General features: G+C 56.0%; 8 protein-coding genes, 2 tRNA genes and 3 rRNA genes. 9 read left to right on the top strand and 4 right to left on the bottom strand.

Going from position 1 to position 13095, the window contains the following annotated elements; translation table 11 throughout:
- Window positions 1–245: 245 nt before the first annotated feature.
- The 3 genes from PSH73_RS09160 (at window position 246) to PSH73_RS09170 (ending at window position 3755) form a co-directional block, all read left to right on the top strand.
- Window positions 246–515 carry a hypothetical protein gene (locus tag PSH73_RS09160; protein ID WP_128593913.1) on the top strand — a complete coding sequence of 90 codons (270 nt, stop codon included), beginning with the start codon at window positions 246–248 and terminating at the stop codon, window positions 513–515.
- A gap of 233 nt (window positions 516–748) precedes the next feature.
- Window positions 749–1909 carry a cysteine desulfurase family protein gene (locus PSH73_RS09165; RefSeq protein ID WP_305462285.1) on the top strand — a complete coding sequence of 387 codons (1161 nt, stop codon included), beginning with the start codon at window positions 749–751 and terminating at the stop codon, window positions 1907–1909.
- A 37-nt stretch (window positions 1910–1946) separates the two neighbouring features.
- Window positions 1947–3755 (top strand): aminopeptidase P family protein, encoded by a 1809-nt coding sequence (locus tag PSH73_RS09170; RefSeq protein WP_057960202.1) that lies wholly within the window; start codon window positions 1947–1949, stop codon window positions 3753–3755.
- Window positions 3756–3799: 44 nt separating this feature from the next.
- Here PSH73_RS09170 and PSH73_RS09175 read toward each other — a convergent pair whose 3' ends face one another.
- Window positions 3800–4390, bottom strand: coding sequence for a 2-hydroxychromene-2-carboxylate isomerase (locus tag PSH73_RS09175; RefSeq protein WP_057441468.1), 591 nt, complete (start codon window positions 4388–4390; stop codon window positions 3800–3802).
- A 36-nt stretch (window positions 4391–4426) separates the two neighbouring features.
- Window positions 4427–5158: an SDR family oxidoreductase gene (locus PSH73_RS09180; protein ID WP_057441470.1), complete on the bottom strand. Its 732-nt coding sequence runs from the start codon at window positions 5156–5158 to the stop codon at window positions 4427–4429.
- 90 nt (window positions 5159–5248) lie between these two features.
- Between PSH73_RS09180 and PSH73_RS09185 the strand changes: the two genes are divergently transcribed.
- Window positions 5249–5809 (top strand): TetR/AcrR family transcriptional regulator, encoded by a 561-nt coding sequence (locus PSH73_RS09185; RefSeq protein ID WP_057441472.1) that lies wholly within the window; start codon window positions 5249–5251, stop codon window positions 5807–5809.
- 4 nt (window positions 5810–5813) lie between these two features.
- Here PSH73_RS09185 and PSH73_RS09190 read toward each other — a convergent pair whose 3' ends face one another.
- Entirely contained in the window at window positions 5814–6095 is a 282-nt protein-coding gene (locus PSH73_RS09190; RefSeq protein WP_057445083.1) for a hypothetical protein, read from the bottom strand.
- Between the two features lie 169 nt (window positions 6096–6264).
- A complete protein-coding gene (rhtA, locus tag PSH73_RS09195; RefSeq protein WP_057441473.1) occupies window positions 6265–7152 on the bottom strand; it encodes a threonine/homoserine exporter RhtA in 888 nt (295 codons plus the stop codon).
- A gap of 696 nt (window positions 7153–7848) precedes the next feature.
- Between rhtA and PSH73_RS09200 the strand changes: the two genes are divergently transcribed.
- The 5 genes from PSH73_RS09200 to rrf all read left to right on the top strand — a co-directional run bounded on the left by PSH73_RS09200 (window position 7849) and on the right by rrf (window position 13079).
- Window positions 7849–9385 (top strand): 16S ribosomal RNA (locus PSH73_RS09200).
- 81 nt (window positions 9386–9466) lie between these two features.
- Window positions 9467–9543, top strand: a tRNA-Ile gene (locus PSH73_RS09205).
- A 30-nt stretch (window positions 9544–9573) separates the two neighbouring features.
- Window positions 9574–9649 (top strand) — tRNA-Ala (locus PSH73_RS09210).
- Between the two features lie 248 nt (window positions 9650–9897).
- Window positions 9898–12791 (top strand): 23S ribosomal RNA (locus PSH73_RS09215).
- A 172-nt stretch (window positions 12792–12963) separates the two neighbouring features.
- Window positions 12964–13079, top strand: a 5S ribosomal RNA gene (rrf, locus tag PSH73_RS09220).
- Together the 16S, 23S and 5S rRNA genes with 2 tRNA genes alongside form the textbook arrangement of a ribosomal RNA operon.
- Window positions 13080–13095 lie beyond the last annotated feature (16 nt).

The raw sequence follows: 13095 nt of genomic DNA on the forward strand, positions 1-13095 counted from the left end.
GCCTGCGCCGCTTGCAGGCGTTCAGTGGCGAGGCCGAGCGGCTCGTGGAGGCAGTTGCGACGCTGGGAGTCTGTTATAGAGGGTCTTTTTTATTCCGTAAACAAATGTGTTTGTATATTTATAGAACAAAAAGAAATATGAAGGATTGACTGATAGCGACTATCACAGAGGATGATTTTTCCCGATGAAAAGGCGGGAGTAGCCTGTGTCCATTGCCTCAACGCCCAATTCGCAGGACCTTCGTCATGAACCATTCACTTTCTGTTGCCTTGTTGCTGGTCGCCTCTTTTCTTGCTGGTTGTGCGAGCCATCCGGCGCCTGAATTGCGCCCGTACTCCGCCGAGGAGAGCCGGCAATTGGCAATGGAAGGGCTGAACCGGCGGGGTTTGTCGTTTGATGAATATCAACAGAAGAAAACTGAACTCGCAGCCCGGCCACAGGCGCCAATGGGCTTTGATCGCCAGGGTGCAATGAATGCCGAGCGCAACGTCACCCTGCATGACCGTCCGAGCTGAGACAAACTGCGGTGTCCCAGAGCCCGAGGTTCCGTACAGGAACTTCGGGCTTTTTGTTTTCCATCCTTTTCGTCGAGCCTGTTAAGCTCAATTTCAGGAGCGTTCCTACGCACTTTTAAATAAAGTGGTCTTTCTTTAACGGCATCCGATCAGGTTAACCTGACGAACTCTGTACTGGTCGCTGCCCCTGAGACGCTGATCTCGGGAACATGCTCTGCGGGTCTCTAAACGTCATGAATAAACGTCCTCTGTATTTTGACTACGCCGCCACCACCCCGGTGGATGAGCGGGTCATCCAGGTCATGGTCGAGTGCCTGGGTTTCAACGCCAATTTCGGTAACCCTGCGTCCAGCTCCCATGCGTTTGGCCAACAGGCCCGGCACACGGTCGAGCAAGCGCGCCGTCAGGTGGCGGAGTTGGTCGGCGCCCAGGCCGAGCAGATCGTCTGGACCTCGGGTGCTACCGAATCCAACAACCTTGCGCTCAAGGGTGTGACCCAGGCGCGGGGCGTGGCCGGTGGCCATATCATCACCAGTCAGATCGAGCACAAGGCAACGCTGGACGCCGCCCGCCAATTGCAGCAAGCCGGGATTGCCGTGACCTACCTGGTGCCGGATGCCGATGGCCTGATTACCGTCGAGGCGGTCAGCCAGGCGCTGCGCGAAGACACGTTTTTGGTGTCGTTGATGCTGGTCAACAATGAGTTGGGCACGCTCAACGACATCCCGGCCATTGGTGCGCGGGTGCGTGATCATGGTGCGCTGCTGCATGTGGACGCGGCGCAAGGGGCGGGCAAAGTCGAGATCGACCTGGCGCACTGGCCGGTGGACCTGATGTCGTTTTCGGCGCATAAACTGTATGGCCCCAAAGGCATCGGTGCGCTGTATGTCGGGCCGCGGGCGCAGCAGAACGTCACGGCGCAGATCCACGGCGGTGGTCACGAAGGCGGGCTGCGCTCGGGAACCCTGGCGACTCACCAGATTGCAGGCATGGGCAGTGCCTTCGCGTTGGCCGCGCAATCCTTTGCCGAAGAGTCGGCAGGTATTGTCGCCCTGCGCCAGCGTTTGCTTGAGCAATTGCTGGACATTCCCGGCGTGCGCCTGAACGGCAGCGCCACCCAGCGGATCCCCCACACCTTGAGCCTGACCTTCAGCGAAGGCGAGTTCAATTCGGCGGCCTTGAGCGCCGGGATCGCTTTTTCGGCGACCTCTGCCTGCAATTCAGCCAGCAATGCGCCCTCCCATGTACTGCTTGCCCTGGGGCATGATGCGCGCAGTGCCGGTCGCACCATTCGCTTGAGCCTGGGGCGGTTTACCACCGGGCAGGATATCGATCAGGCGGTGCAATTGATCAAGAACTCGTTGGCCAGCGCACCGGCCTTTTGGGCGGTTTGAAATACATAACAATTATGAGTGCTTAGCAGGAGAGATGATGAGTACGCAGCCTTTGCCCCATGGAACGGTTCCCCAGCGCCTGGCGCGCACCCGCGAGTTGATGAAGCGGGAGGGCATTGATGCCCTGCTGGTGCCATCGGCCGACCCGCACCTGTCCGAATACTTGCCGGGCTACTGGCAGGGCCGGCAATGGTTGTCGGGGTTTCATGGCTCGGTCGGCACGCTGATTGTCACGGCTGATTTCGCCGGCGTCTGGGCAGACAGCCGTTACTGGGAGCAGGCGACCAAGGAACTCAACGGCAGCGGCATTGAGTTGGTGAAGTTGCAACCGGGGCAGCCCGGTCCGCTGGAGTGGCTGGGGGAGCAAACCCCGGAAGGCGGAGTGGTGGCAGTGGATGGCGCGGTGATGGCTGTTGCGTCGGCCCGTACCCTGGGCGGCAAGTTGGCTGAGCGGGGCGCGCGCCTGCGTACCGATATTGATTTGTTGAGCGAGGTCTGGACCGACCGCCCAGCGCTGCCCAACCAGCCGATCTACCAGCACTTGCCGCCCCAGGCCACCGTCAGCCGAGGCGAAAAGCTCGCGGCACTGCGCGCCAGCCTGAAGGAAAAGGGCGCGGATTGGCATTTTATTGCCACCCTGGATGACATCGCCTGGCTGTTTAACCTGCGCGGCGCAGATGTTTCGTTCAACCCGGTGTTTGTCTCGTTCGCCCTGATCAACCAACAGCAGGCCACGCTGTTTGTTGCCCTCGGCAAGGTCGATGCCCAGTTGCGTGGGGTGCTGGAACAGGATGGCGTGACGCTGCGCGACTACAGTGAAGTGGCCGCGGCCCTGGCTGAAGTGCCGGACGGGGCCAGCCTGCAGGTGGACCCTGCACGCGTGACGGCGGGGCTGCTGGAGAATCTGGCCAGTGGCGTGAAGCTGGTCGAAGGCCTCAACCCGACCACATTGGCCAAGTCCCGTAAAAGCCTGGCGGATGCCGAGCATATCCGCCGGGCCATGGAGCAGGATGGCGCGGCGTTGTGCGAGTTTTTCGCCTGGCTGGACTCGGCCTTGGGCCGCGAGCGCATCACTGAGCTGACCATTGATGAACACCTGACGGCCGCGCGTACCCGTCGCCCGGATTATGTGTCGTTGAGCTTCAATACCATCGCCGCGTTCAATGGCAATGGCGCGATGCCCCATTACCATGCCACCGAAGAAGAACACGCGGTGATCGAAGGCGATGGCCTGCTGCTGATTGATTCGGGCGGCCAGTACCTGGGCGGCACCACAGATATCACGCGGATGGTGCCCATCGGCACGCCGAGCGAGGAACAAAAGCGCGATTGCACGCGGGTGCTCAAGGGCGTGATTGCCTTGTCGCGCGCGCAGTTTCCCAAGGGCATCCTCTCGCCATTGCTGGACGCCATCGCCCGCGCACCGATCTGGGCCGAAGGCGTGGATTATGGTCACGGCACCGGTCACGGGGTGGGCTACTTCCTTAATGTCCATGAAGGCCCGCAGGTGATTGCCTACCAGGCGGCGGCCGCGCCGCAAACTGCGATGCAGCCGGGCATGATCACCTCCATTGAACCGGGTACCTACCGCCCAGGGCGTTGGGGGGTGCGTATCGAGAACCTGGTGTTGAACCGGGAGGCGGGCAAGACCGAGTTCGGCGAGTTCCTCAAGTTCGAAACCCTGACACTGTGCCCGATTGATACCCGTTGCCTGGTACCGTCCCTGCTGACGATCGAGGAGCGACAGTGGTTCAACGACTACCATGCCGAGGTGCGTCAACGCTTGAGCCCGTTGCTCAGCGGCGCCGCGCTGGAATGGTTGCAGTTGCGCACGGCAGCTATATAAGGCCTGGCCGCTCGCAGGCGTGGGCCGGCGAGCGGCTTGCAGGCTTAACTCAAGGCTTCGCGGACAAAGTCAAGGCGATCCTGGCCGAAGAACAGTTGCTGGCCGACAAACATGGCAGGCGCCCCAAACATGCCACGGGCAATCGCCTCTTCGGTCTTGTGCTTGAGGGCGTCCTTGACCTCCTCATCCTGGGTCAGCTCCAGCACCTGGGCAGGGTCGAAGTGGTGTTGCGCCAGCACCGCCGCTACGACTGCCGGATCCCCCATGTTGCGCCCTTCCACCCATATCGCCCGGAACAGGCAGTCGATGAAGTCGATAAAGCGTTCTGGCTGGCGTAGTTGAATGCCGGTGACGGCGCGCATCAGGGTCAGGGTATTGATGGGGAAGTGCGGATTGAACTTGAGGGGGACCCCGTAACGCTTGGCGTAGCGTGCCAGGTCTTGCAGCAGGTAGCGGCCCTTGGCCGGGATGGTGACGGGCGAGGCATTGCCGGTGGCCTTGAAGATGCCGCCCAGCAGGATGGGCTGATACACCAGTTGGCTGCCGGTTTCGGCACAGATTCCGGGCAGTTGGGTGTAGGCCAGGTAGGTGGTGGGGCTGCCGAGGTCGAAGAAAAATTCCAGGGTTTTGCTCATGTTGGATGCTCGCTGCTTATTGTTATGTTGGCGTGCTTACCAGGTTTCGTTCCAGGGGCGCAGGTCCAGTTCGAAGGTCCAGGCATCCCGTGGCTGGCGGTGCAGGTGCCAATAGTTGTCGGCGATATGCTCGGGATCCAGAATGCCGTCCTGGTCCTTGAGCGCGTATTTGCTTGGGAAGTTGTCGCGGATGAAGTCCGTGTCGATGGCGCCATCCACGACCACGTGGGCCACATGGATGTTCATCGGGCCCAGCTCGCGGGCCATACTTTGGGCCAGGGCGCGAATACCGTGTTTGGCCCCGGCAAAGGCGGCAAAGCCTGCGGCACCGCGTAACCCGGCGGTGGCCCCGGTAAACAGAATCGTCCCGCGCTGGCGGGTCACCATGCGCTTGGCCACTTCACGGGCATTGAGGAAGCCTGAGAAGCAGGCCATCTCCCAGATCTTGAAATATTTGCGGGCGGTTTCTTCGAGGATGCTGCACGGCACGTTGGCGCCGATGTTAAACACGAATGCCTCAATCGGACCCAGCTCGCTTTCGATCTGCTCGATCAGCGCGATCACCTCGTCCTCCTTGCGTGCATCGCAGGCAAAGCCGTGAGCCTCGCCGCCCGCAGCCTGGATACTGTCCACCAGGGGTTGCAGCTTGTCGGCACTGCGTCGGGTGACGCAGGCCACATAACCTTCGCGGGCAAAACGCTTGGCAATGGCGCCGCCTGTAGCGTCGCCTGCGCCGACGACCAGTACGATTTTCTTATTCTCAGTCATGGCAAGTCCTTGGTTAAACGATCGTTAACTAAACGAACGTTATGCTACGATTCGGCAGGCGTCAAGGTGGTGTCTTCAAGGGGAGAGGCGATGCGCTATTCAGTCAGTCACAAGCAGCAAACCAGGGACAAGCTCCTGCACAGCAGTGCGGCCCTGGCGAAAAAAGAAGGGTTTGCCAGCGTTGGCGTAGATGGGCTGATGAAAGCCATTGGCCTGAGTGGCGGGGCTTTTTATAGCCACTTTTCGTCCAAGGACGCGCTGTTCAGCTCCATCGTCGAGCATGAGTTGAGCCAAAGCCTGGAGCGTTTGAGTGTGGGCGAGGTGCAGAGTCGGGAGCGCCTGCAGCGCTGCCTCAAGTTCTATCTGAGCATGGCCCATGTGGAGCAAGTGCAAGACGGTTGCGCCTTGCCGAGCATGGGCGCGGAAATTGCCCGTGCGGATATCGCGGTACGCCAACACGCCCAGGAGTGGATTTGCCGGCTGCAGGCCAATTGGGCGCGGACCTTGGAGAGCGAAAGCCTGGCCTGGGCGATCTTATCCCAGTGTGTGGGTGCACTGGTGGTGGCCAGGATGATGGTCGACCCGCAGGTTCAGGCGCAGGTACTTGCATCGAGCTATGAAGAGCTCAGTCAGAGAATTTCGCAGGAATGAGCGCTTACTTGCAGAGCACGATCATGCTACGGCTGGTATAGCCGGCCGGGTTGATGCCGAAGGGGTAGTCACCCGGCTCCTCGCTGTTGTCGCCGGATTTGGCGATCACTCTGTAGCCTTTCTTGCCGCACGAGTTGGCTGCGCTGGTGTAGCACTGGTCCCAAGAGGAGGACAGGCCAGAGCAGTTGATATGCAGCCCTTTCTTTCCGCGTTTGACTTCTGTCTTGGTGGTTGCGGCACACCCAGCCAAGGCGATGACGACAAGCAGTATCAAAATTCGCTTCATTACCATCCTTAATAGCCGCGCCGTTGGAATGCCCGATGCTGGCTTTGCTCGCTCTCAAGTGTAGGGTCGGTGGATGTCCTTATTCGAAAATCTCCATGACTGACACTGAGTTACAGCCTAAACATGGCCTAATTGAGCGGCAAATGCCAGAGCTTCGTTAAATCCTGTCTCAATCTGCCGCGATGATTGGCTTTGACTGGCTACGCATGGTCAGCGTTGCGCCCACGGAGGCCAGGATAATGCAGGCGATCGCCAGCCATTGCGCCAGGGACAGGTATTCCTGGAGGAAAAACAGCCCGGAAAGCGCACCGAACGCGGGCTCGATACTCATCAGCGTGCCGAAGGTGCGCGCGGGCAGGCGGGTCAGGGCGACCATCTCCAGGGTGTAGGGGAGGGCGGTGGAAAGAATCGCCACGCCAATGGCGATCGGAATCAGCGCGGGTGTCAGCAGCGCGCTACCGGCATGGACGATACCGATGGGGGCGACGAACAGTGCGGCGATCATTACGCCGAGAGCCGCGGTTTGCACGCCATTGTCCGCGCCAGCCTTCTGGCCGAACAGAATATAGAGGGCCCAGCAGATCCCCGCACCCAATGCGTAGGCGGCGCCGGTCAGGTCGATGCCTTGGCTTGCTTCACCGACGGGTATTAATAGCAGCAGGCCGATAATGGCCAGGGCTATCCACAGGAAGTCGACGGCACGCCGGGAAGCATAGATGGCAACGGCTAGTGGGCCGGTGAATTCCAGGGCTACCGCAATACCCAGGGGCACGGTGCGCAATGACATATAGAAGAGGAAGTTCATGCCGCCCAGCGCCATGCCGTACACGATGACGGTACGCAGTGACCTGGCGGTGAGTTTGGCGCGCCAGGGGCGCAGCAACAGCAGCATTATGATGCTGGCGAAAACCAGGCGCAGGGTGGTGGTGCCTTGGGCGCCCACAATCGGGAACATGCTTTTGGCCAGTGAAGCGCCCGACTGTATAGAGGCCATGGCAATCAGCAGTAGGCCGACAGGAAACAGCGCCGAGCCCAGGCTGCGGGATGAGGTGGTCATTGGGGGTGTTTGTCCAGGTTCATATAGAGGCAGAGGGCACTATGATGATCAACTGCTGGCAATTGAGCAATATATTGCTCAATTTCTTGGGCCTTCTATATAGAAGGCGAGGTTTTTGAGAGTTGCTGGGCTCTTCGATAGAAAAATGAAATTAAAGGTTGACGGCAGATTCTGGAAGTCTATAATTCGCCCCACTTCCGGCGCAGTCGAAACGGAAAACTCCTTGGTAAACAAAGAGTTACGCAGAATTCGACAGCGAGTTGCTTCAGTTCATCGAAGCCCAGAAGGAGTTGGTAGAGCAGTGTTGTTTGGCTCTATTAACGTTTCGATCCTCTCGGTCGAAAGCGGAGAAAAAGAGGTGTTGACAGCAGCGTGTAACGCTGTAGAATTCGCCTCCCGCTAACGAGAGATCGGAAGCGCAAGTGGTTGAAGTTGTTGAGGAAATCCTCGAAAACTTCTGAAAATAATCACTTGACAGCAAATGAGGCTGCTGTAGAATGCGCGCCTCGGTTGAGACGAAAGATCTTAACCAACCGCTCTTTAACAACTGAATCAAGCAATTCGTGTGGGTGCTTGTGGAGTCAGACTGATAGTCAACAAGATTATCAGCATCACAAGTTACTCCGCGAGAAATCAAAGATGTAGCCAACGATTGCTGAGCCAAGTTTAGGGTTTCTTAAAAGCCCAAAGATGTTTGAACTGAAGAGTTTGATCATGGCTCAGATTGAACGCTGGCGGCAGGCCTAACACATGCAAGTCGAGCGGTAGAGAGAAGCTTGCTTCTCTTGAGAGCGGCGGACGGGTGAGTAATGCCTAGGAATCTGCCTGGTAGTGGGGGATAACGTTCGGAAACGGACGCTAATACCGCATACGTCCTACGGGAGAAAGCAGGGGACCTTCGGGCCTTGCGCTATCAGATGAGCCTAGGTCGGATTAGCTAGTTGGTGGGGTAATGGCTCACCAAGGCGACGATCCGTAACTGGTCTGAGAGGATGATCAGTCACACTGGAACTGAGACACGGTCCAGACTCCTACGGGAGGCAGCAGTGGGGAATATTGGACAATGGGCGAAAGCCTGATCCAGCCATGCCGCGTGTGTGAAGAAGGTCTTCGGATTGTAAAGCACTTTAAGTTGGGAGGAAGGGTTGTAGATTAATACTCTGCAATTTTGACGTTACCGACAGAATAAGCACCGGCTAACTCTGTGCCAGCAGCCGCGGTAATACAGAGGGTGCAAGCGTTAATCGGAATTACTGGGCGTAAAGCGCGCGTAGGTGGTTAGTTAAGTTGGATGTGAAATCCCCGGGCTCAACCTGGGAACTGCATTCAAAACTGACTGACTAGAGTATGGTAGAGGGTGGTGGAATTTCCTGTGTAGCGGTGAAATGCGTAGATATAGGAAGGAACACCAGTGGCGAAGGCGACCACCTGGACTGATACTGACACTGAGGTGCGAAAGCGTGGGGAGCAAACAGGATTAGATACCCTGGTAGTCCACGCCGTAAACGATGTCAACTAGCCGTTGGGAGCCTTGAGCTCTTAGTGGCGCAGCTAACGCATTAAGTTGACCGCCTGGGGAGTACGGCCGCAAGGTTAAAACTCAAATGAATTGACGGGGGCCCGCACAAGCGGTGGAGCATGTGGTTTAATTCGAAGCAACGCGAAGAACCTTACCAGGCCTTGACATCCAATGAACTTTCTAGAGATAGATTGGTGCCTTCGGGAACATTGAGACAGGTGCTGCATGGCTGTCGTCAGCTCGTGTCGTGAGATGTTGGGTTAAGTCCCGTAACGAGCGCAACCCTTGTCCTTAGTTACCAGCACGTAATGGTGGGCACTCTAAGGAGACTGCCGGTGACAAACCGGAGGAAGGTGGGGATGACGTCAAGTCATCATGGCCCTTACGGCCTGGGCTACACACGTGCTACAATGGTCGGTACAGAGGGTTGCCAAGCCGCGAGGTGGAGCTAATCCCACAAAACCGATCGTAGTCCGGATCGCAGTCTGCAACTCGACTGCGTGAAGTCGGAATCGCTAGTAATCGCGAATCAGAATGTCGCGGTGAATACGTTCCCGGGCCTTGTACACACCGCCCGTCACACCATGGGAGTGGGTTGCACCAGAAGTAGCTAGTCTAACCTTCGGGGGGACGGTTACCACGGTGTGATTCATGACTGGGGTGAAGTCGTAACAAGGTAGCCGTAGGGGAACCTGCGGCTGGATCACCTCCTTAATCGACGACATCAGCTGCTCCATAAGTTCCCACACGAATTGCTTGATTCATTGAAGAAGACGAAAGAAGCAGCCCGAAATTGGGTCTGTAGCTCAGTTGGTTAGAGCGCACCCCTGATAAGGGTGAGGTCGGCAGTTCGAATCTGCCCAGACCCACCAATTTTGTGTGGGAAACGCCTGTAGAAATACGGGGCCATAGCTCAGCTGGGAGAGCGCCTGCCTTGCACGCAGGAGGTCAGCGGTTCGATCCCGCTTGGCTCCACCACTACTGCTTCTGTTTGTATAAAGCTTAGAAATGAGCATTCCATCCATGCGATGGTGAATGTTGATTTCTAGTCTTTGACTAGTTCGTTCTTTAAAAATTTGGGTATGTGATAGAAAGATAGACTGAACGTTACTTTCACTGGTAACGGATCAGGCTAAGGTAAAATTTGTGAGTTACTCAAATTGAGTATTATCGAATTTTCGGCGAATGTCGTCTTCACAGTATAACCAGATTGCTTGGGGTTATATGGTCAAGTGAAGAAGCGCATACGGTGGATGCCTTGGCAGTCAGAGGCGATGAAAGACGTGGTAGCCTGCGAAAAGCTTCGGGGAGTCGGCAAACAGACTTTGATCCGGAGATGTCTGAATGGGGGAACCCAGCCATCATAAGATGGTTATCTTAAGCTGAATACATAGGCTTAAGAGGCGAACCAGGGGAACTGAAACATCTAAGTACCCTGAGGAAAAGAAATCAACCGAGATTCCCTTAGTAGTGGCGAGCGAACGGGGACTAGCCCTTAAGTGGCTTTGAGATTAGCGGAACGCTCTGGAAAGTGCGGCCATAGTGGGTGATAGCCCTGTACGCGAAAATCTCTTAGTCATGAAATCGAGTAGGACGGAGCACGAGAAACTTTGTCTGAATATGGGGGGACCATCCTCCAAGGCTAAATACTACTGACTGACCGATAGTGAACTAGTACCGTGAGGGAAAGGCGAAAAGAACCCCGGAGAGGGGAGTGAAATAGATCCTGAAACCGTATGCGTACAAGCAGTGGGAGCCCACTTTGTTGGGTGACTGCGTACCTTTTGTATAATGGGTCAGCGACTTATTTTCAGTGGCGAGCTTAACCGAATAGGGGAGGCGTAGCGAAAGCGAGTCTTAATAGGGCGTCTAGTCGCTGGGAATAGACCCGAAACCGGGCGATCTATCCATGGGCAGGTTGAAGGTTGGGTAACACTAACTGGAGGACCGAACCGACTACCGTTGAAAAGTTAGCGGATGACCTGTGGATCGGAGTGAAAGGCTAATCAAGCTCGGAGATAGCTGGTTCTCCTCGAAAGCTATTTAGGTAGCGCCTCATGTATCACTGTAGGGGGTAGAGCACTGTTTCGGCTAGGGGGTCATCCCGACTTACCAAACCGATGCAAACTCCGAATACCTACAAGTGCCGAGCATGGGAGACACACGGCGGGTGCTAACGTCCGTCGTGAAAAGGGAAACAACCCAGACCGTCAGCTAAGGTCCCAAAGTTATGGTTAAGTGGGAAACGATGTGGGAAGGCTTAGACAGCTAGGAGGTTGGCTTAGAAGCAGCCACCCTTTAAAGAAAGCGTAATAGCTCACTAGTCGAGTCGGCCTGCGCGGAAGATGTAACGGGGCTCAAACCATACACCGAAGCTACGGGTATCATCTTCGGATGATGCGGTAGAGGAGCGTTCTGTAAGCCTGTGAAGGTGAGTTGAGAAGCTTGCTGGAGGTATCAGAAGTGCGAATGCTGACATGAGTAACGACAATGGGTGTGAAAAACACCCACGCCGAAAGACCAAGGTTTCCTGCGCAACGTTAATCGACGCAGGGTTAGTCGGTCCCTAAGGCGAGGCTGAAAAGCGTAGTCGATGGAAAACAGGTTAATATTCCTGTACTTCTGGTTATTGCGATGGAGGGACGGAGAAGGCTAGGCCAGCTTGGCGTTGGTTGTCCAAGTTTAAGGTGGTAGGCTGGAATCTTAGGTAAATCCGGGATTCTAAGGCCGAGAGCTGATGACGAGTCATCTTTTAGATGACGAAGTGGTTGATGCCATGCTTCCAAGAAAAGCTTCTAAGCTTCAGGTAACCAGGAACCGTACCCCAAACCGACACAGGTGGTTGGGTAGAGAATACCAAGGCGCTTGAGAGAACTCGGGTGAAGGAACTAGGCAAAATGGCACCGTAACTTCGGGAGAAGGTGCGCCGGTGAGGGTGAAGGACTTGCTCCGTAAGCTCATGCCGGTCGAAGATACCAGGCCGCTGCGACTGTTTATTAAAAACACAGCACTCTGCAAACACGAAAGTGGACGTATAGGGTGTGACGCCTGCCCGGTGCCGGAAGGTTAATTGATGGGGTTAGCTAACGCGAAGCTCTTGATCGAAGCCCCGGTAAACGGCGGCCGTAACTATAACGGTCCTAAGGTAGCGAAATTCCTTGTCGGGTAAGTTCCGACCTGCACGAATGGCGTAACGATGGCGGCGCTGTCTCCACCCGAGACTCAGTGAAATTGAAATCGCTGTGAAGATGCAGTGTATCCGCGGCTAGACGGAAAGACCCCGTGAACCTTTACTATAGCTTTGCACTGGACTTTGAATTTGCTTGTGTAGGATAGGTGGGAGGCTTTGAAGCGTGGACGCCAGTTCGCGTGGAGCCAACCTTGAAATACCACCCTGGCAACTTTGAGGTTCTAACTCAGGTCCGTTATCCGGATCGAGGACAGTGTATGGTGGGTAGTTTGACTGGGGCGGTCTCCTCCTAAAGAGTAACGGAGGAGTACGAAGGTGCGCTCAGACCGGTCGGAAATCGGTCGTAGAGTATAAAGGCAAAAGCGCGCTTGACTGCGAGACAGACACGTCGAGCAGGTACGAAAGTAGGTCTTAGTGATCCGGTGGTTCTGTATGGAAGGGCCATCGCTCAACGGATAAAAGGTACTCCGGGGATAACAGGCTGATACCGCCCAAGAGTTCATATCGACGGCGGTGTTTGGCACCTCGATGTCGGCTCATCACATCCTGGGGCTGAAGCCGGTCCCAAGGGTATGGCTGTTCGCCATTTAAAGTGGTACGCGAGCTGGGTTTAGAACGTCGTGAGACAGTTCGGTCCCTATCTGCCGTGGACGTTTGAGATTTGAGAGGGGCTGCTCCTAGTACGAGAGGACCGGAGTGGACGAACCTCTGGTGTTCCGGTTGTCACGCCAGTGGCATTGCCGGGTAGCTATGTTCGGAATAGATAACCGCTGAAAGCATCTAAGCGGGAAACTAGCCTCAAGATGAGATCTCACTGGAACCTTGAGTTCCCTAAAGGGCCGTCGAAGACTACGACGTTGATAGGTTGGGTGTGTAAGCGCTGTGAGGCGTTGAGCTAACCAATACTAATTGCCCGTGAGGCTTGACCATATAACACCCAAGCAATTTGACTACTCTTGACTTGGAAACAAGCAAAAGCATCAGATTGCGGTGTGTGAAGACGAAATGAACCGAAAGTTCGAATCTCACAAAACACCGAAAGCTATCACATACCCAATTTGCTGAAGCGAGGCCATCTGGTCACGACTCAGTACCCGAATTTCTTGACGACCATAGAGCATTGGAACCACCTGATCCCATCCCGAACTCAGCAGTGAAACGATGCATCGCCGATGGTAGTGTGGGGTTTCCCCATGTGAGAGTAGGTCATCGTCAAGATTAAATTCCAAAACCC

Source organism: Pseudomonas sp. FP2294, assembly GCF_030687625.1.
Taxonomy (GTDB): domain Bacteria; phylum Pseudomonadota; class Gammaproteobacteria; order Pseudomonadales; family Pseudomonadaceae; genus Aquipseudomonas; species Aquipseudomonas shahriarae.

Excerpts from the sequence above, each read along its gene's own strand:
- PSH73_RS09190 (WP_057445083.1), bottom strand. The coding sequence starts at position 6,095 with ATGAAGCGAATTTTGATACTGCTTGTCGTCATCGCCTTGGCTGGGTGT.
- PSH73_RS09165 (WP_305462285.1), top strand. The coding sequence starts at position 749 with ATGAATAAACGTCCTCTGTATTTTGACTACGCCGCCACCACCCCGGTG.
- rhtA (WP_057441473.1), bottom strand. The coding sequence starts at position 7,152 with ATGACCACCTCATCCCGCAGCCTGGGCTCGGCGCTGTTTCCTGTCGGC.
- PSH73_RS09185 (WP_057441472.1), top strand. The coding sequence starts at position 5,249 with ATGCGCTATTCAGTCAGTCACAAGCAGCAAACCAGGGACAAGCTCCTG.
- PSH73_RS09170 (WP_057960202.1), top strand. The coding sequence starts at position 1,947 with ATGAGTACGCAGCCTTTGCCCCATGGAACGGTTCCCCAGCGCCTGGCG.
- PSH73_RS09180 (WP_057441470.1), bottom strand. The coding sequence starts at position 5,158 with ATGACTGAGAATAAGAAAATCGTACTGGTCGTCGGCGCAGGCGACGCT.
- PSH73_RS09175 (WP_057441468.1), bottom strand. The coding sequence starts at position 4,390 with ATGAGCAAAACCCTGGAATTTTTCTTCGACCTCGGCAGCCCCACCACC.
- PSH73_RS09160 (WP_128593913.1), top strand. The coding sequence starts at position 246 with ATGAACCATTCACTTTCTGTTGCCTTGTTGCTGGTCGCCTCTTTTCTT.